Annotated in this window: 13 protein-coding genes; 3 read left to right on the top strand and 10 right to left on the bottom strand. The window is 66.6% G+C overall.

Features of this window, described 5'->3' with window-relative positions:
* Window positions 1–12: 12 nt before the first annotated feature.
* From accC to scpA, 6 genes are read right to left on the bottom strand one after another with little or no spacing between them, the layout of a single operon-like run.
* A complete protein-coding gene (gene accC / locus C8261_RS10145) occupies window positions 13–2004 on the bottom strand; it encodes an acetyl-CoA carboxylase biotin carboxylase subunit (RefSeq protein WP_107493591.1) in 1992 nt (663 codons plus the stop codon).
* A gap of 21 nt (window positions 2005–2025) precedes the next feature.
* Window positions 2026–3558, bottom strand: coding sequence for an acyl-CoA carboxylase subunit beta (locus C8261_RS10150; RefSeq protein ID WP_107493592.1), 1533 nt, complete (start codon window positions 3556–3558; stop codon window positions 2026–2028).
* Between the two features lie 60 nt (window positions 3559–3618).
* Window positions 3619–4605 (bottom strand): methylmalonyl Co-A mutase-associated GTPase MeaB, encoded by a 987-nt coding sequence (gene meaB, locus C8261_RS10155; RefSeq protein WP_107493593.1) that lies wholly within the window; start codon window positions 4603–4605, stop codon window positions 3619–3621.
* A gap of 4 nt (window positions 4606–4609) precedes the next feature.
* A complete protein-coding gene (locus C8261_RS10160; protein ID WP_107493594.1) occupies window positions 4610–4942 on the bottom strand; it encodes a DUF5615 family PIN-like protein in 333 nt (110 codons plus the stop codon).
* Window positions 4939–5169, bottom strand: coding sequence for a DUF433 domain-containing protein (locus C8261_RS10165; protein ID WP_107493595.1), 231 nt, complete (start codon window positions 5167–5169; stop codon window positions 4939–4941). Before C8261_RS10165 ends, C8261_RS10160 begins: the two co-directional genes overlap by 4 nt.
* A 53-nt stretch (window positions 5170–5222) precedes the next feature.
* Window positions 5223–7388 (bottom strand): methylmalonyl-CoA mutase, encoded by a 2166-nt coding sequence (gene scpA / locus C8261_RS10170; RefSeq protein WP_107493596.1) that lies wholly within the window; start codon window positions 7386–7388, stop codon window positions 5223–5225.
* Window positions 7389–7753: 365 nt separating this feature from the next.
* Here scpA and C8261_RS10175 point away from each other — a divergent pair, with 365 nt between their 5' ends.
* Window positions 7754–8425 carry a GntR family transcriptional regulator gene (locus tag C8261_RS10175; protein WP_107493597.1) on the top strand — a complete coding sequence of 224 codons (672 nt, stop codon included), beginning with the start codon at window positions 7754–7756 and terminating at the stop codon, window positions 8423–8425.
* 168 nt (window positions 8426–8593) lie between these two features.
* Here C8261_RS10175 and C8261_RS10180 read toward each other — a convergent pair whose 3' ends face one another.
* A complete protein-coding gene (locus C8261_RS10180; RefSeq protein ID WP_181358923.1) occupies window positions 8594–9898 on the bottom strand; it encodes a hemolysin family protein in 1305 nt (434 codons plus the stop codon).
* Between the two features lie 223 nt (window positions 9899–10121).
* Entirely contained in the window at window positions 10122–11531 is a 1410-nt protein-coding gene (gene fumC, locus C8261_RS10185; RefSeq protein ID WP_107493599.1) for a class II fumarate hydratase, read from the bottom strand.
* A gap of 157 nt (window positions 11532–11688) precedes the next feature.
* On the opposite strand from fumC, the gene C8261_RS10190 reads away from it, so the two are divergent.
* Window positions 11689–12468, top strand: a complete 780-nt coding sequence (locus tag C8261_RS10190) for an enoyl-CoA hydratase/isomerase family protein (protein WP_107493600.1) — start codon at window positions 11689–11691, stop codon at window positions 12466–12468.
* Between the two features lie 6 nt (window positions 12469–12474).
* Here the strand turns inward: C8261_RS10190 and C8261_RS10195 are convergent, their stop codons facing one another.
* Window positions 12475–13281, bottom strand: a complete 807-nt coding sequence (locus C8261_RS10195; protein WP_107493601.1) for a sulfite exporter TauE/SafE family protein — start codon at window positions 13279–13281, stop codon at window positions 12475–12477.
* A gap of 277 nt (window positions 13282–13558) precedes the next feature.
* Between C8261_RS10195 and C8261_RS10200 the strand changes: the two genes are divergently transcribed.
* Window positions 13559–15439, top strand: a complete 1881-nt coding sequence (locus C8261_RS10200) for a methyl-accepting chemotaxis protein (RefSeq protein ID WP_219905184.1) — start codon at window positions 13559–13561, stop codon at window positions 15437–15439.
* A gap of 26 nt (window positions 15440–15465) precedes the next feature.
* Here the strand turns inward: C8261_RS10200 and tssH are convergent, their stop codons facing one another.
* Window positions 15466–18135 (bottom strand): type VI secretion system ATPase TssH, encoded by a 2670-nt coding sequence (gene tssH / locus C8261_RS10205; protein WP_107493602.1) that lies wholly within the window; start codon window positions 18133–18135, stop codon window positions 15466–15468.
* Window positions 18136–18139 lie beyond the last annotated feature (4 nt).

The following is an 18139-nucleotide window of genomic DNA, read 5'->3' on the forward strand; positions in this document are numbered from 1 at the left end:
GCGGATCGGCGCTTACTCGAACTCGACGATGATCTCATCCACCGCCAGGCTGGCACCGGGCTTGGCGACGACCTTCTTCACCTTGCCGTCCTGCTCGGCCTTGAGGACGTTCTCCATCTTCATCGCCTCGATCACCGCCAGCTTTTCGCCGGCCTTGACCTCCTGGCCTTCGCTGACCGCCACTTCGCGCAGCAGGCCGGGCATCGGCGAGAGCAGGAACTTCGACATGTCGGGCGGCAGCTTCACCGGCATCAGCGCCTGCAGTTCGGCCCAGCGCGCGCTCATCACCATCACGTTGGCCTGGGTGCCATTGTGGTTGATGCGGTACTTGAGGCCGTTGCGCTCCATCTGCAGGGTGAAGGGGCGCCCGTTGATGGTGCCGTTGACAAGAATTTCGCCAAACTGCCAGCCGGTATGGACAACGAAGCACTCGCTGCCGACCCGCACTTCGTAGCCGGCCTCGATCGGCAGCACGTTGACCAGGGTGCGCTCCTCGCCACGGACCACCGTGTAGTCGTCGCCGACCAGACGCTCGTGGCCGGGCATCTGCCCGGAGATCTCGGCGTCGCGGTCCTCGAAGGCGCGATGCAGGGCAGCGGCCACGGTGACGAAGACCATCGGGTCGTCGTGCGGCACCAGCGAGGCGTCGAAGCCCTGCGGGTACTCCTTGGCGATGAAGCTGGTGTCGAAGATGCCGGACATGAAGCGCGGGTGCTGCATGAGCGCGGCCTGGAAGGGGATGTTGGAGTTGATGCCGCGGATCACGAAGGCGTTGAGGGCCTCGCGCATGCGCTCGATGGCCTGGTCGCGGTTGGCGCCATGGGTGATCAGCTTGGCGATCATCGAGTCGTAGTACATCGAGATCTCGCCGCCTTCATAGACGCCGGTATCGACACGCACCAGACCATCCACCTCGGCCGGCGGCTGGAACTTCACCAGACGGCCGGTGGAGGGCAGGAAGCCACGGAAGGGGTCTTCGGCGTTGATGCGGCATTCCATCGCCCAACCGTTGATCTTGACGTCGGCCTGGGTCAGCGGCAGTTTCTCGCCGTAGGCGACGCGGATCATCTGTTCGACCAGGTCGAGCCCGGTGATCAGTTCGGTGACCGGGTGTTCGACCTGCAGGCGGGTGTTCATTTCCAGGAAGTAGAACTCCTTGGTCGCGCCGGAGACGACGAACTCGACCGTACCGGCCGACTCGTAGTTCACCGCGCGCGCCAGGGCCACCGCCTGTTCGCCCATGGCCTTGCGCATTTCGGCATCGACGAAGGGGCTCGGCGCCTCTTCGATGACCTTCTGGTGGCGACGCTGGATCGAGCAGTCGCGCTCGTTCAGATACACGTAGTTGCCGTGGCTGTCGCCCAGCACCTGGATCTCGATGTGGCGCGGCTCGAGCACGTACTTCTCGATGAACACGCGATCGTCGCCGAAGGAGTTGCGCGCTTCATTGACGCAGGAGGAGAAGCCCTCGAAGGCTTCCTGGTCGTTGTAGGCCACGCGCAGGCCCTTGCCGCCGCCGCCGGCGGAGGCCTTGATCATCACTGGATAGCCGATGCCCTTGGCGATCTCCACCGCCTGCTCGGGGCCGGCGATGGGGTCGTTGTAGCCGGGGATGGTGTTGACCTTGGCTTCGATGGCGAGCTTCTTGGACTCGATCTTGTCGCCCATCTTGGCGATCGAGTAGTGCTTGGGACCGATGAACTTGATGCCCTGCTCTTCCAGGCGGCGCGAGAACTCGGCGTTCTCGGAGAGGAAGCCGTAGCCCGGGTGCACCGCTTCGGCGCCGGTCTGCTTGCAGGCGGCAATGATCTTGTCCGCAACCAGGTAGGATTCCTTGGATGCGGCCGGGCCGATGCATACGGACTCGTCGGCCATATCGACGAACAGCGCGTCCTTGTCGGCCTCGGAATACACCGCGACAGTCTTGATGCCCATCTTGCGGGCGGTCTTGATCACGCGGCAGGCGATTTCACCGCGGTTGGCGATAAGAATCTTCTTGAACATTTGTCTGTGTCCTCCGGGCGATCAGAGCGGGATGTTGCCGTGCTTGCGCCACGGATTGTCGAGTTGCTTGTCGCGCAGCATCGCCAGCGAGCGGCAGATGCGCTTGCGGGTGTTGTGCGGCATGATCACGTCGTCGATGAAGCCGCGGTGCGCCGCCACGAACGGGTTGGCGAACTTTTCCTTGTACTCGGCTTCGCGCGCGGCGATCTTCTCGGGGTCGTTCTTCTCCTCGCGGAAGATGATCTCGACCGCGCCCTTGGGGCCCATCACGGCAATCTCCGCGCTCGGCCAGGCCAGGTTCACGTCGCCGCGCAGATGCTTGGAGCTCATCACGTCATAGGCACCACCATAGGCCTTGCGGGTAATCACGGTGACCTTGGGCACGGTGCATTCGGCATAGGCGTAGAGCAGCTTGGCGCCGTGCTTGATGATGCCGCCGTACTCCTGGCTGGTGCCGGGCATGAAGCCGGGGACGTCCACGAAGGTGACCACCGGGATGTTGAAGGCGTCGCAGAAGCGCACGAAGCGCGCCGCCTTGATCGAGCTCTTGATGTCCAGGCAGCCGGCCAGCACCAGCGGCTGGTTGGCGACGAAGCCGACGGTCTGGCCTTCCATGCGGCCGAAGCCGATGAGGATGTTCTTGGCGTAGTCGGGCTGCAGTTCGAAGAAGTCGCCTTCATCGACAACCTTGGTGATCAGCTCCTTCATGTCGTAGGGCTGGTTGGCGTTGCTCGGCACCAGGGTGTCGAGCGACTCATCGATACGGTCGGCGGAATCCGCAGTGGGACGGACCGGCGGCTTCTCGCGGTTGGACAGCGGCAGGAAGTCGATGAAACGGCGCAGCTGGGCGAGCGCCTCGACGTCGTTCTCGAAGGCCAGGTCGGCGACGCCGGACTTGCTGGTGTGGGTCACCGCGCCGCCCAGTTCCTCGGCGGTCACTTCCTCGTGGGTCACGGTCTTGACCACTTCCGGACCGGTGACGAACATGTAGGAGGAATCCTTCACCATGAAGATGAAGTCGGTCATCGACGGCGAATACACCGCGCCGCCTGCGCACGGGCCCATGATCATGGAGATCTGCGGGATCACCCCGGAGGCCATCACGTTGCGCTGGAACACGTCGGCGTAACCGCCGAGCGAATCCACGCCTTCCTGGATGCGCGCACCGCCCGAGTCGTTGAGGCCGATCACCGGCGCGCCGACCTTCATGGCGTGGTCCATGACCTTGCAGATCTTCTCCGCATGGGTCTCGGACAGCGAGCCGCCGAACACCGTGAAGTCCTGGCTGAAGACGAACACCAGGCGACCATTGACGGTGCCATAACCGGTCACCACGCCGTCGCCGGGGATCGCTTCCGCGCCCATGCCGAAGTCGGTGCAGCGGTGCTCCTTGAACATGTCCCACTCTTCGAAGCTGCCTTCGTCGAGCAGCAGCTCGATGCGCTCACGCGCAGTGAGCTTGCCCTTGGCGTGCTGGGAATCGATGCGCTTCTGGCCACCGCCGAGGCGGGCTTTCTGGCGCTTCTCATCCAGTTGGCGGATGATTTCGTGCATTGATGACCTCCTTACAGTTTTCCGGTTGTCCGCGCCAGACGCTGCGACGGACGGCGTTCTTCAATTCAGGTGCTGCAGCAGGCGCTGTGCGGCGACTGCGGGGGTACTCTCGCCAAGCTCGACCGCGGTGCTGATCGCCGCCAGCTCCGCACGCACCCGCGGATGACGGCGGAAGCGCTGGCGCAGGCCGGCGTCGATCAGCTCCCACATCCATGCCAGCGCCTGATGGCGGCGCCGGCCCTCGAACTCGCCACTGCGCGTCATGGTGGTGCGATAGTCGCACACGGTACGCCAGAAATCCTCGATACCGGCCTTCTTCAGTGCCGACAGGGTGAGCACCGGCGGGCTCCAGTTGGGGCTGGCCGGACGCAGCATGTGCAGGGCAGTCTTCAGCTGCGCCTGCGCCCGCGTGGTCGCGGCCGGATCGATATCGGCCTTGTTCACCACCACCAGGTCGGCCAGTTCCATGATGCCCTTCTTGATGCCCTGCAGGTCGTCGCCGGCATTTGGCAGCTGCAGCAGGCAGAAGATGTCGGTCATGTTGGCGACCGCGGTTTCCGACTGCCCGACGCCCACGGTCTCGACGATGATCACGTCAAAACCGGCGGCCTCGCACACCAGCAGGGTCTCGCGCGTCTTTTCGGCCACCCCGCCCAGCGAACCGGCCGAAGGACTGGGGCGGATGAAGGCTTGCGGACACTGCGACAGGCCCTCCATGCGCGTCTTGTCGCCGAGGATGGAGCCACCGCTTAGCGACGACGACGGATCCACCGCCAGCACCGCGACCCGCAACCCCTGCTCGATGAGGTACAGGCCGAGGGCCTCGATGAAGGTGGACTTGCCCACCCCCGGCACCCCCGAGATCCCCACCCGCATCGCCCCGCCGCTGTGCGGCAGCAAGGCTTCGAGCACACCCTGGGCACGCATCTGGTGATCCTCACGCTGCGATTCGATCAGCGTGATGGTCTTCGCCAGCGGTCGCAGCTGGCGCGCCAGCACGCCGTCGACCAGGGCGCGGTCGGCGGCTTCCAGAAGCGTTTCGTTCATCGGCTTATTCAATCTCAAGCACGCCTTCGTCAGCCGACACGAGGAACGTTCGAATCTCGGTGCTCCGGGACATGAGTCGGTCTCTGGTCACGGCATTCGATACGTTGCCGCAATTCAGCCACACAATCTTCGGCGGAAAGCCGCGGACCAGCATGATCTCGACGAAGTCAACGTCCTTCGTGACAATCGCGTAGCCGTTCGCCTTGGCGAATTCCCACAGTGCTCCGTCGCTCGCGCTCTCGAAACCAACCAATTGCACATGGGAGGAACCCGGAAAATGCGACTCCAGTTCCGGCAGCAGACGACGCGAGAGATTCTGGTCGAGCAACAGCTTCAAGCGGCCACCCGGCTGATGCGCTGCTCGCGTTCGGCAGCAAAGGCCAGGCAGGCGATGATGTCATCGGCCTCCAGTTCGGGGTAGTCGGCAAGAATCTCCTGTACCGGCATGCCGGACGCCATCCAGCCCAAGACGTCGTAGACAGTAATGCGCATGCCGCGAATGCAAGGCTTGCCGCCTCGCTTGCCGGGCTCGAGGGTAATCCTCGCCAACAACTTGGCATCCATCGCATATCCTCCTGAACGCATGTCCTAAAGCGTGAGCCTGCCCTTGTTGCTCCCTACGCCGCGCCTTTCGCCGCGCGAATCTGCTTCAGCACTTCGCGCGCGGCCTTGGGGATGGGCGTGCCGGGGCCGAAGATGCCCTTGGCACCGGCGGCATACAGCGCGTCGTAGTCCTGCGCCGGGATCACCCCGCCGACGAAGGTGATGATGTCGTCGGCGCCGAGCTTCTTCAGTTCATTGACGATCTGCGGCACCAGGGTCTTGTGGCCGGCGGCAAGGCTGGAGCAGCCCACCGCATGCACGTCGTTTTCCACCGCGTGGCGGGCGGCCTCTTCCGGGGTCTGGAAGAGCGGGCCGATGTCGATGTCGAAGCCGAGGTCGGCGAAGGCCGAGGCCACCACCTTGGCGCCGCGGTCATGGCCGTCCTGGCCCAGCTTGGCGATCATGATGCGCGGGCGGCGGCCCTCTTCGGCGACGAAGGCTTCGATCTCGGCCTTCAGTTCCTTCCAGTCAGCGTCGTTTTCCACCACGGCTCCATACACACCGGACACGGCTTGCGGGTTGGCACGGTAACGGCCGAAGACCTTCTCCAGCGCGTCGGAGACTTCGCCCACGGTGGCGCGCAGGCGGATGGCCTTCACCGACAGGTCGAGCAGGTTGCCCTGGCCGGACTCGGCGCACTGGGTCAGCGCATCGAGCGCGGCCTGCACCGCGGCGGCGTCGCGGCTGGCGCGCACCTGGGCGAGGCGGGCGATCTGCGACTCGCGCACGGCGTGGTTGTCGATGTCGAGAATCTCGATCGGGTCTTCCTTGGCGAGCTTGTACTTGTTCACGCCGACGATGACATCCTTGCCGGAGTCGATGCGCGCCTGCTTGTCGGCGGCGCATTCCTCGACCTTCATCTTCGCCCAGCCGGACTCGACCGCCTTGGTCATGCCGCCCATCGACTCGATCTCTTCGATCAGCGCCCAGGCCTTGTCGGCCATGTCCTGGGTGAGCTTCTCCATCATGTAGGAGCCGGCCCAGGGGTCGACCACGTTACAGATGTGGGTCTCTTCCTGGATGATGATCTGGGTGTTGCGCGCGATGCGGGCGGAGAACTCCGTAGGCAGCGCAATGGCTTCGTCGAGCGCGTTGGTGTGCAGCGACTGGGTGCCGCCGAACACCGCGGCCATCGCCTCGATGGTGGTACGCACGACGTTGTTGTACGGGTCCTGCTCGGTCAGCGACCAGCCCGAGGTCTGCGAGTGGGTGCGCAGCATCATCGACTTCTGGCTCTTCGGGTTGAACTGCTTCATCAGCCGCCACCACAGCAGACGCGCGGCGCGCATCTTGGCGATCTCGAGGTAGAAGTTCATCCCCACCGCCCAGAAGAAGGACAGGCGGCCGGCGAAGGTATCGACGTCCATGCCGGAATTGATGCCGGTGCGCACGTACTCAACGCCATCGGCGAGGGTGAAGGCCAGTTCGATGGCCTGGTTCGCACCCGCTTCCTGGATGTGGTAGCCGGAGATCGAGATGCTGTTGAACTTCGGCATGTGCTGCGCGGTGTAGCCGAAGATGTCGGCGATGATCTTCATCGACGGGGTGGGCGGATAGATGTAGGTGTTCCGCACCATGAATTCTTTCAGGATGTCGTTCTGGATCGTGCCCGAGAGCTTGTCCTGCGACACGCCCTGCTCTTCGGCGGCGATGATGTAGCCGGCCAGGATGGGCAGCACCGCGCCGTTCATGGTCATCGACACCGAGACCTTGTCGAGCGGAATGCCGTCGAAGAGGATCTTCATGTCCTCCACCGAGTCGATCGCCACGCCGGCCTTGCCGACGTCGCCCGTCACGCGCGGGTGATCGGAGTCGTAGCCGCGGTGGGTGGCAAGGTCGAAGGCCACCGACACACCCTGGCCGCCGGCGGCGAGCGCCTTGCGGTAGAAGGCGTTGGACGCTTCGGCGGTCGAAAAACCCGCGTACTGGCGGATGGTCCACGGCTTGACCGCATACATGGTCGGCTGCGGGCCGCGCAGGAAGGGCTCGAAACCCGGCAGGGTGTCGGCATGCGGCAGGTCGGCTGTATCCGCCTTGGTGTACAGCGGCTTGACGGTCAGCCCTTCCGGGGTGATCCAGTTGAGGTTCTCGACCTTGCCTTCCGGCGCGTGCTTGGACGCAGCCTTCATCCAGGCTTCGAGGTCCGGCTGCGGATAGGTGGGCTGATTGGCGTTGGACATGGATAAAGCCTCGTTGACTCATGCACCGCCCACGGCGGCATTGCGGAATTGGCGACGGACGCGGCCGGAACCGCCCCACCCCCGGCAGCGACGACGAGACCGCCCGCAGCAGATGCCACGGACGGTCGCCGACGCCCCGTTACGCGGCGCAGCCCTCTCACACTTACATTTCACACCGGCCGGCGCAAGATCGCCGGGGCGCGAAACCTCCCATGCTACGCCGCGCAGGGAAAGTTGACTTGTTGCAATGGGCGAATAATACTTTATCCATAATTATGAATGCAACGGGCTGGCAAGCCGGCATTTTTCAGGCTATCTTGCCGCCCTTCACGGCGGCCTTCGCCGCCAGCACAATGACATCGCCCATGACCGCATCCCGCATCGCTCCCCTGGCCCTGTACCAGGAAGTTGCCGAAAGACTGCGCCAGCGCATCTTCTCGCACGAGCTGCCGCCCGGCACCTGGGTGGATGAGCAGGCGCTGGCCGAGCACTACGGCATCTCCCGCACGCCGCTGCGCGAAGCCCTCAAGGTGCTGGCCTCCGAAGGGCTGGTGACCCTCAAGCCGCGCCGCGGCTGCTACGTCACCGAAATCTCCGAACGCGACCTCGACGAAGTGTTCACCGTGATGGCCCTGCTCGAAGGCCAGTGCGCGCGCACAAGCGCGCAGCGCGCCAGCGACGCCGATCTCGAACGCCTGCGCCGCATCCATGCCGACCTCGAACGCGCCGCCGACACCGACGACATCAACGGCTTCTTCGAAGCCAACCAGGCTTTCCACCACGCCCTGCAGGAGATCGCCGACAACCGCTGGCTGCTGCAGGTGATCACCGACCTGCGCAAGGTAATCAAGCTCTCGCGCCACAACTCACTGTTCTCCGAAGGCCGCCTGGAGCAGTCGCGCGCCGAACACCGCAGCCTGCTCGACGCCCTGCTGGCGCGCGACGCCGATGCCGCCGAGCAGCGCATGCGCGAACACATCAGCAGCGGCCGCGCCGCGCTGGCGCGCATCGCCAAGGCGAAGAACCGCGCGGCGTAACACGTCGCCATGCCAAACACCGTTCGGGCTGAGCTTGTCGAAGCCCGTTCGAAGGCACTGCCATCAAGTGCCCTTCGACAGGCTCAGGGCGAACGGAGTACCCGTGTCCTGCGTCCGCTTTGCCACGCCCGCGGCGGGGCTTACTTCGCTCAGGGCGAGCGCTATCGTTTACTCCGCCGGCAGCGTCCCGGCGCGCGTCACCAGCACCTGGTCGATGCGGTAGCTGTCGATATCCACCACCTCGAACTTGTAGCCGGCATACTCGACGAAGTCGGTGCGCTTGGGCACCTTGCGCAGCATGTACATCAGGAAGCCGGCCACCGTCTCGTAGTTCTGGAAGCCCTCGAAGACGTCGATATCGAGCGCGGCCATGACGTCCTCGATCGGCGTCACCCCGTCGATCAGCCATGAATTGTCGTCGCGGCGCACGATCAGCTCTTCCTGGAAGGGACTCACCAGGTCGCCCATCACCGTGCTCATGACGTCCTGCAGGGTCAGCAGGCCGACCACCAGGGCGTACTCGTTGACGATGACGGCGAAGTCCTCCTTGGCGTCGCGGAAGCGCTCCAGCGCCTCGAAGAGATTCAGCGTGTCCGGCAGCACGAGGATCTTGCGCACGATGGGTTCGGTGCGCAGCGACAGCTTCTGCCCGTTGACGATGCGCGGCAGGATGTCCTTGGCGTCCACATAGCCGATCACCGAGTCGATACCGTCCTTCTCGCACACCGGGTACTTGCCGTGCGGGGTTTCGGCGATCTTGCCGCGGATGCTCTCCTCGGCCTCGCCCAGAGTCAGGAAGACGATGCTCTCGCGCGCGGTCATCGCCGAGGGGATGATGCGCGAGTCGAGCTCGAAGACGTTGGCGATCAGGTGCTGCTCCTGGTTGAGCAGCACCCCGGCCTGCGCACCGGCATCGGCCATCGCCATGATGTCCGCCGGGGTGATGTCCTCGACGCGCACGCTGGGCACCCCGAGCAGGCGGAAGATGCGGTTCGCCAGGCCGTTGAACACCCACACCAGCGGCGCAAACAGCGTCATGCAGAACTGCATCGGCCGCACCACCGCAACCGCCACGCGCTCCGGCTGCACCATGCCGAAGCGCTTCGGCATCAGGTCGGCGAAGAGCACGAACAGCGAAGTCACGAAGACGAAGGCGATGACGAAGCTGACGGTGTCCAGCCACGGTCCGTCGTACATCGTGCGCAGCGCTGCCGCAACGTGGGGCGAGAGCGCCGACTCACCGACGATGCCGCCGAGGATGGCCACCGCATTGAGGCCGATCTGCACCACGGTGAAGAAATTGCCCGGACTGTCCTGCAGCGCCAGCACGCGCTGCGCATTGGGATGCCCGCCCTCGGCCATCAGGCGCAGCTTGACCTTGCGTGAAGCGGCGAGCGAAATCTCGGAGATGGAGAAGAAGGCGCTGACCGCGATCAGCGCGAAGATGAGCAGCAATTGATTGAACAACGACACGATGACTCCTTGCCGGCGAAGGCGGACGCTTATGACGTACGGCCGGCCCCAGAGTCTAACACCGCGCCGTGCGGGGCGTTCGCGCCACCCGGGGTGATCGCGGAATTCGTGGCCGCGACCCGACGAACCGCCGGGGCATCGGTAGGAGCGGGCTTGCCCGCGATGCGGCGATCGTTTTCCGAAAGGCCGCATCGCGGGCAAGCCCGCTCCTACAACCCCCCGCTCACGCGCCGCTGGTGCGCGTCATCTCCACCGGCACCACCCAGCGCTCGTAATCCTCTGCGCTCACCTTGCCCGAGGCCAGCGCCGCCTCACGCAGGGTCAGGCCCTCCTTGTGCGCGTGCTTGGCGATGGCCGCCGCGGCGTCATAGCCGATGTGGCGGTTGAGCGCGGTGACCAGCATCAGGTTGGCGGCCAGGTTGGTCTCGATCTTCGCCCGTACCGGTTCGATGCCGCGCGCGCAGTGGTGCTCGAAGGCGGCGCAGGCGTCGGCCAGCAGTTCGATGCTCTCCAGCACGTTGTGCGCCATCACCGGCTTGTACACGTTGAGCTGGAAGTTGCCCTGAGTGCCGGCGAAGGCCACCGCGGCGTCGTTGCCGAACACCTGCACGCAGACCATGGTGAGCGCCTCGCACTGGGTCGGGTTCACCTTGCCCGGCATGATGGACGAGCCCGGCTCGTTCTCCGGAATCGCCAGCTCGCCAATGCCGCAGCGCGGCCCGCTGGCCAGCCAGCGCACGTCATTGGCCATCTTCATCAGCCCGCCGGCCAGGGTGCGCAGCGCGGCCGAGGCCTGCACCAGCGCGTCGTGCGCGGCGAGCGCGAAGAACTTGTCCGGCGCGCTGACGAAGGGTTGGCCGGTGAGCGCGGCGATGCGCGCAGCCGCCATGTCGCCGAAGCGCGGGTGTGCGTTGAGCCCGGTGCCTACCGCGGTGCCGCCGATGGCCAGCTCGTGCAGGCCGGGCAGCGTCGCATGCACCGCGGCCAGGCCAAAGTCGAGCTGGCTCACCCAGGCGCCGATCTCCTGCCCCAGGGTCACCGGGGTGGCGTCCTGCAGGTGGGTGCGGCCGGTCTTCACCACCCCGGCAAAGCGCGCCGCACGCTCGGCCAGGGTATTGCGCAGCACGGCCACTGCCGGAAAGAGGCGCGCATGCAGCTGCTCGACCACCGCGATGTGCATCGCCGTCGGAAAGGTGTCGTTGGACGACTGCCCGCGGTTCACATGGTCGTTGGGATGCACCGGCGCCTTGCTGCCCAGCACGCCGCCGGCCAGCTCGATGGCGCGGTTGGCGATCACCTCGTTGGCGTTCATGTTGGACTGGGTACCGGAACCGGTTTGGAACACCACCAGCGGAAAGTGTTCGTCCAGTTGCCCGGCGATCACCTCGTCGGCGGCGCGCACGACCAGCGCAGCGATGTCCGCCGGCAGTTCGCCCAGTTCCGCATTGGCCTCGGCGGCGGCGCGTTTCAGCACGCCCAGCGCGCGGATCATCGGGCGTTGCCAGCGAAAACGCGCCACGCCGATCGGGAAGTGCTCGATCGAGCGCTGGGTCTGCGCCCCCCAGTAGCGCCCGGCTGGCACCTCGATGGCGCCCATGGAATCGGTTTCGCGGCGGGTGGCGGCGGTGTTCATGGCGGTCTCCGGCGGGTTGTACTCCTTCCTGGAAGATAGCCCGCCGCAGCCCTTCCCGCCGAAACGAGAGCGCGGATCGGCTATCATGCGCCCGATTCCATACCGACCGGTATGGAGCACACCTCCACCCGCAGCCCCACCCGAGCGAACCCAGACCATGAGCGGCGAGATCCTTTTCGAACGCGACGGCGACGTCGCCCTCCTCACCCTGTCCAACCCCGGCCGGCTGAACGCCATCAACGCCGCCATGTGGGTGCAGCTGCGCGAGGCGATGGCGCGCATCCATGCCGACGACAGCCTGCGCTGCGTGATCCTCAGCGGCGCCGGCGAAGCCTTTGCGGCCGGTGGCGACATCGAGGAATTCCTCACCGTGCGCGCCACCGTGGACGACGCCCTGCACTACCACGACGAGCTGGTGGCGCGTGCGCTGGACGCCATCCGCGCCTGCCCCATCCCCACCGTGGCGGCCATCCACGGCGCCTGCATCGGCGGCGGACTGGAGATCGCCGGCTGCTGCGACCTGCGCATCGCCGGCGAATCGGCGCGCTTCGGCGCACCGATCAACAAGCTCGGCTTCTCCATGTACCCGGGCGAAATGGCCGGCCTGCTGGAACTGGTCGGCCCCGCGGTACTGCTGGAGATCCTCCTCGAAGGGCGCATCCTGCCGGCGCGCGAGGCACTGCAGAAGGGCCTGCTGACCCGCGTGGTGGACGACGAAGCGGTGATGGACGAAGCCCGCGCCGCCGCCGCGCGCATCGCCGCCGGCGCACCGCTGGTGGCGCGCTGGCACAAGCAGTGGGTGCACCGCCTGACCCGCGCCGAACCGCTGTCCGCCGCCGAGAAGCGCGCCGCCTTCGACTTCCTCGCCACCGACGACTACCGCGAAGGGCTGGACGCCTTCCTCAGCAAGCGCAAGCCGGTGTTCAAGGGGCGCTGAGCGTCTTCAGCCGAAGATGCCGTGCAGCATTTTCAGGCACAGCGCCATCAGCACCCCGGCAAAGATCTGCTTCAGCGTCACCACCGGCAGGCGGTGCGCGAGGCGTGCGCCGAACGGCGCCGTCCACATGCTCACCGCGGCCACCAGCACCAGCGCCGGCAGGTAGACATAGCCCAGGGTCAACGGCGGCAGCCCGGGCGCCCCCCAGCCGTTGGCGAGATACCCCAGCGTGCCGGCCAGGGCGATCGGCAGACCGATCGCCGCCGAGGTGCCGATGGCGTTCTGCATCTTCACGTTGCACCAGGTCATGAAGGGCACCGACAGCGAACCGCCGCCGATCGCCACCAGCGCCGACACCCCGCCGATGCCGACCCCGACCGCGCTCATGCCGAGCGCCCCGGGCAGGTTGCGCGACGGCTTGGGCTTGATGTTGGCGAGCATCTGCAGCGACACGTAGGCCATGAAGCAGGCGAAGAAGATCGCCAGCCCGGCGGTACTGGCGCGCGAGGCGATGAAGGTGGCGCCGAAGGTCCCCGCCAGGATGCCCGGCGTGATGCCCCGCACGATGTCCCAACGCACCGCGCCGTGGGCATGATGGGCGCGCAGACTGGCGATCGAGGTCAGCACGATGGCCGCCATCGAGGTGCCGAGCGCCATATGCACCACGGTGTCGAGCGCAAAACCCTGGGCGAGAAAGAGCGTGGTCAGCATCGGCACCATGATGCCGCCGCCGCCGATGCCCAGCAGCCCGGCAAAAAAGCCCACCGCCGCACCGAGCGCCAGATAGGCGAGCCACCACAGATCAGGAGTCATTGGGGTGTATTCCCATTAACGCTGGCGGGCGCACCCGCGAAGGGCGCAATTGTGGCCCCGGCACGGCGTGCTGTCACCCCGGCGCTTGATTCAGGACATTTTGCCCGGCTGCTGCGCGGGGTTAGGATTTCATCGACCCCGGTCAAGGACGGCCCCAGGCCGCGAAGAGCTTCAAGTCGCCTCGCACCGGGGCCGTTAGCAAACACAAGAGGCCGGCAGCAGGCACGCGCCAGACTGCCGGCACGACAAGCACCCGCAAACCGGGGGAGACACCTGTATGTTCGCCGCACTCAAGCACACCTCGATCCGCGCCCGCCTGCTCACCGCCATCGCCCTGCTGGTTGGCGGGCTGCTGTACTTCGCCATCGGCCAGGTGGTCGAACGCATCCACACCGCGCGCATGCTCGCCACCATCGAGACCCTGTCCACGGTCGCCGTGCGTTCGAGCGCGCTGGTCCACGAACTGCAGAAGGAACGCGGCCTCTCCGCCGGCTTCCTGGCCTCGCGCGGAACGCGCTTCCAGTCCGAGCTGGCCACTCAGCACACCCTCACCGACCGCTACCTGGGCGAGCTGCGCAGCCAGCTCGACACCCTCGATGCCACAGCTCTGGGCAGCCGCTTCACCACCAGCCTGAACGCCGCGCGCGGGCAGATCGACCGCCTCGGCGACACCCGCAGCCGCGTGCGGGCGCTGTCCGCCAGCGGCGCCGACTCCTTCGTCTACTACACCGCCAGCATCGACGCCTATCTGGCGCTGATCACCACCATCAACCAGCTCAGCGAACACCAGCAGGTCTCCCAGGCCATCCTCGGCTACGTGATGTTCCTCAACGCCAAGGAGCAGGCCGGACGCGAACGCGCCACCCTCAACGCCGCGTTCGCCGCCAACGCCTTCGATGCCGCACTGTACCGCCGCTTCATCACCATCGTCGCCGCGCAGGACACCTACCTCGCCGCCTTCCGCGATTTCGGCAGCCCCGGCGCCCGTGCCCTGCTGGAAGAAAAGCTCGCCTCGCGCGCCGCACGCGAGGTCGACCGCATACGCGGGATTGCCTTCGAACGCGCCGACAGCGGCGGTTTCGGCATCGAGCCGGCCGCCTGGTTCGCCACCATCACCGAGAAGATCGACGACATGAAGCTGGTCGAAGACCTGCTCTCCGCCGAGCTCGACACCCTGGTCGCCCGCCTCGCCCGCGAGGCCCGCTTCGAACTCTGGGTCGGCGGCCTGCTGACCCTCGCCAGCCTCGCCCTGGCGCTGTGGTTCGGCTTCGTCGTACGCGGCATCGTCTCCTCGCTGCGCCGGGCCATGGAATCGGCCGAGCGCATCGCCGGCGGCGACCTCACCGAGAACATCGAGATCAGCCGCATGGACGAGACCGGCCAGTTGCTCATGTCGATGAAGCACATCGTCGAGAGGCTGTCGCACACCATCGGCGAGATCCGCTCCGCCGCCGAACAGCTCACCAACGCCAGCGGGCAGATCAGCGCCACCGCACAGACGCTGTCACAGAGTTCCAGCGAGCAGGCAGCCAGCGTCGAGGAGACCACTGCCAGCATCGAGCAGATCACCGCCAGCATCGACCACACCAGCGAGAATGCCCGCACCACCGACGGCATCGCCGGCCAAACCGCGCGCGAAGCGGAGGACGGTGGCGGTGCGGTGCAGGAAACGGTTGCCGCCATGCAGCAGATTGCCGACCGCATCGGCATCGTCGACGACATCGCCTACCAGACCAATCTGCTCGCCCTCAACGCCGCCATCGAGGCGGCCCGTGCCGGCGAGCACGGCAAGGGCTTCGCGGTGGTCGCCGCCGAGGTACGCAAGCTCGCCGAACGCAGCCAGCAGGCCGCACAAGAAATCTCCACCCTCGCCGCGCGCAGCGTCAGTACCGCGGAGAAGGCCGGCGGCATGCTGCAGAAGATCGTCCCCGACGTCCGCCGCACCTCCGAGCTGGTGCAGGAGATCGCCGCCTCATCGACCGAGCAGGCCGCTGGCATCGCCCAGATCAACACCGCCATGGGCCAGCTCTCGCAAGCCTCCCAGCACAACGCCAGCGCCTCCGAAGAGCTCGCCGCCACCGCCGAGGAAATGGGCAGTCAGGCGCAGCAGCTGCATGAGCTGATGGAGTACTTCCGCATCGACGACGGCGCGCGCTGAGCGCGCCCGCCGCCCGCCGCCCGCGTTCACGCGATGGTGTACTTGAACTGTCCGCGCTTGTCCGCCCCCGCCTTGATGCGCGCAATGGCCTGGCCTTCGGCCATGCGCCCAAGGACGGCGTCGGCGACCGCCGGCAGCAAGGTACCGTTGAGGATGTGATCGACGTTGCGGGCGCCGGAATCGACCTCGGTGCAACGCGCCAGCACGGCCTCGACGAGTGCGTCCGACCACTGGAAGGCGGCCTTGTGGTTGGCGGCAATGCGCTCGCGGATGCGCTGCAGCTTGAGATCGATGATGGCGGTGAGGATGTCGTCGGAGATCGGATAGTAGGGCACCACCTTCACCCGACCGAGGAAGGCCGGCTTGAAATGCTTGCACAGCACCGGGCGCAGCGCCTCGGCAAGGGCGTCGGCGGCGGGCAGTTCGGCGGCGGGCTTGTTGAGGCAAGCCTGCATGATCTGCGCCGAACCAACGTTGCTGGTGAGGATGATGAGGGTGTTGCGGAAATCCACCTCGCGGCCCTCGGCATCGTCGAGCACGCCCTTGTCGAAGACCTGGAAGAACAGCTCGAGGACATCGGGGTGGGCCTTCTCGACCTCGTCGAGCAGCACCACGCTGTAGGGATTGCGCCGTACCGCCTCGGTGAGCACGCCGCCTTCGCCGTAGCCGACGTAGCCCGGCGGCGAGCCCTTGAGCCCGGAAACGCTGTGGGCCTCCTGGTATTCGCTCATGTTGATGGTCACCAGCTTGCGTTCGCCGCCGTAGAGGATGTCGGCGAGCGCAAGGGCGGTTTCGGTCTTGCCGACCCCCGAGGGGCCGACGAAGAGGAACACGCCCTTGGGTTTGTTGGGGTCTTCCAGGCTGGCGCGGGCGGTGCGGATGCGCTGGGCGATGGCTTCGAGGGCGTGGTCCTGGCCGATGACGCGGGCCTGCAGCAAGGGCTTGAGGTTGAGCACGGTGCGGATCTCGTCCTTCACCATCTTGCCGAGCGGGATGCCGGTCCACCCGGCGACGATCTCGGCCACCACGTGACCGTCGACCTGCAGCGGCACCATCGGCGTCTCGCCCTGCAGCGCGCCGAGCTCGGCGCGCAGGCGTTCGAGCTCGGCCACCGGCGCCGGATCCTTGCCGCGGCGCGCGGGCACCGACCCGGCCTCGCCGCTTTCCAGTTCGCTGCGCAAGGCCACCACCTGGCCAACCAGCTCGCGCTCGCGTTGATATTGTGCACGCAGCGCCTGCAGTTCGCTCTCGGCGGCATCGATCTGCGTCTGCAGTTCGTCCAGGCGAGGCTTGTGGGCACCGCCGGAGAGGGTTTCGCGGCGCAGCGCGGCAACTTCCGCGCGCAGGCAGTCGAGGCGCTTTTCCGCGCTGTCGATGTGCGCCGGGGTGGCGCTGTGGGCAAGGGCGACGCGCGCGCAGGCGGTATCGAGCACGCTGATGGCCTTGTCGGGAAGCTGGCGACCGCTGATGTAGCGATGCGACAGGCGCACCGCTTCGGTGACGGCGTCGTCGAGGACGCGGATGCCGAAGTGCGCCTCCATCAGCGGCACCATCCCCCGCAGCATGTCGGCAGCAACCGTCTCGGAGGGTTCCTCGACCTTGACCACCTGGAAGCGCCGCGCCAGCGCGGCGTCCTTCTCGAAGTACTTCTTGTACTCCGCCCAGGTCGTCGCTGCCACGGTGCGCAGCTCGCCACGCGCGAGGGCGGGCTTGAGCAGGTTGGCAGCATCGTTCTGGCCGGACTGGCCGCCGGCACCGATCATGGTGTGGGCTTCGTCGATGAAGAGGATGATCGGGCGCGGGCTCTTCTTGACCTCGTCGATGACGCTCTTGAGGCGGTTCTCGAACTCGCCCTTGACGCTCGCCCCGGCCTGCAGCAGGCCGAGATCGAGCACGTGCAGCTCGACCTCCTGCAGCGGCGGCGGCACGTCGCCGCCGGCGATGCGCAGCGCCAGCCCCTCGGCCACCGCGGTCTTGCCGACGCCGGCCTCGCCGGTGAGGATGGGATTGTTCTGCCGCCGCCGCAGCAGGATGTCGATGATCTGGCGGATCTCGCCGTCGCGCCCGATCACCGGGTCGAGCTTGCCGTCGCGGGCGCGCTGGGTGAGGTTGGTGGTGAACTGGTCGAGCGCCGGGGTGGCGGCGGCCAGCGGCCCGCCGGCATGCTCCGCCGCTTCGCCGGCCACCGGCGCCGTGGGCGCCATGCCGGCGGCCTCGCGTGCCTCTGCGGAGCCTTCGGTGAGCTTGTCGAACTCGTGCTTCAGCGCATCGACGCGCACCTGCGCGAACAGTGCGGAACCGCGCTGCGCGAGCTGTGCCAGCTCGGGGTCGGTGAGCAGGGCGAGGAGCAGATGGCCGGAGCGGATGCGCGGCAGGCTGGTGTCAAGCGAGGCGATCAGCCAGGCCTGCGAGAACAGTCGCGGCAAATGGGCGGAGAACACCGGGGTACGCGTATTGCCGTTACGCAGGCGGCCAAGCTCGTCGTGGAGGTCGCGTTCGAGCTCGGCAATGCTCACCGCGCTGCGCCTGAGCACGGTGACCAGGTCGCTGTCGGGCTGCTCGCAGAGCGCCAGCATGAGGTGTTCGAGGTCGACCTCGAAATGCCCGCGCGACATGCACAGGCTGGCGGCACGTTCGGCGGCGGTGCGGCAGCTGCCGTTGAGTTTTGCGATGAGGGTCTTCAGGGATGCGGTCATGGGT

The organism is Pseudothauera lacus, assembly GCF_003034845.1.
Classification (GTDB): Bacteria; Pseudomonadota; Gammaproteobacteria; order Burkholderiales; family Rhodocyclaceae; genus Pseudothauera; species Pseudothauera lacus.

Excerpts from the sequence above, each read along its gene's own strand:
- accC (WP_107493591.1), bottom strand. The coding sequence starts at position 2,004 with ATGTTCAAGAAGATTCTTATCGCCAACCGCGGTGAAATCGCCTGCCGC.
- C8261_RS10150 (WP_107493592.1), bottom strand. The coding sequence starts at position 3,558 with ATGCACGAAATCATCCGCCAACTGGATGAGAAGCGCCAGAAAGCCCGC.
- meaB (WP_107493593.1), bottom strand. The coding sequence starts at position 4,605 with ATGAACGAAACGCTTCTGGAAGCCGCCGACCGCGCCCTGGTCGACGGC.
- C8261_RS10165 (WP_107493595.1), bottom strand. The coding sequence starts at position 5,169 with ATGGATGCCAAGTTGTTGGCGAGGATTACCCTCGAGCCCGGCAAGCGA.
- scpA (WP_107493596.1), bottom strand. The coding sequence starts at position 7,388 with ATGTCCAACGCCAATCAGCCCACCTATCCGCAGCCGGACCTCGAAGCC.
- C8261_RS10175 (WP_107493597.1), top strand. The coding sequence starts at position 7,754 with ATGACCGCATCCCGCATCGCTCCCCTGGCCCTGTACCAGGAAGTTGCC.
- fumC (WP_107493599.1), bottom strand. The coding sequence starts at position 11,531 with ATGAACACCGCCGCCACCCGCCGCGAAACCGATTCCATGGGCGCCATC.
- C8261_RS10190 (WP_107493600.1), top strand. The coding sequence starts at position 11,689 with ATGAGCGGCGAGATCCTTTTCGAACGCGACGGCGACGTCGCCCTCCTC.
- C8261_RS10195 (WP_107493601.1), bottom strand. The coding sequence starts at position 13,281 with ATGACTCCTGATCTGTGGTGGCTCGCCTATCTGGCGCTCGGTGCGGCG.
- C8261_RS10200 (WP_219905184.1), top strand. The coding sequence starts at position 13,559 with ATGTTCGCCGCACTCAAGCACACCTCGATCCGCGCCCGCCTGCTCACC.
- tssH (WP_107493602.1), bottom strand. The coding sequence starts at position 18,135 with ATGACCGCATCCCTGAAGACCCTCATCGCAAAACTCAACGGCAGCTGC.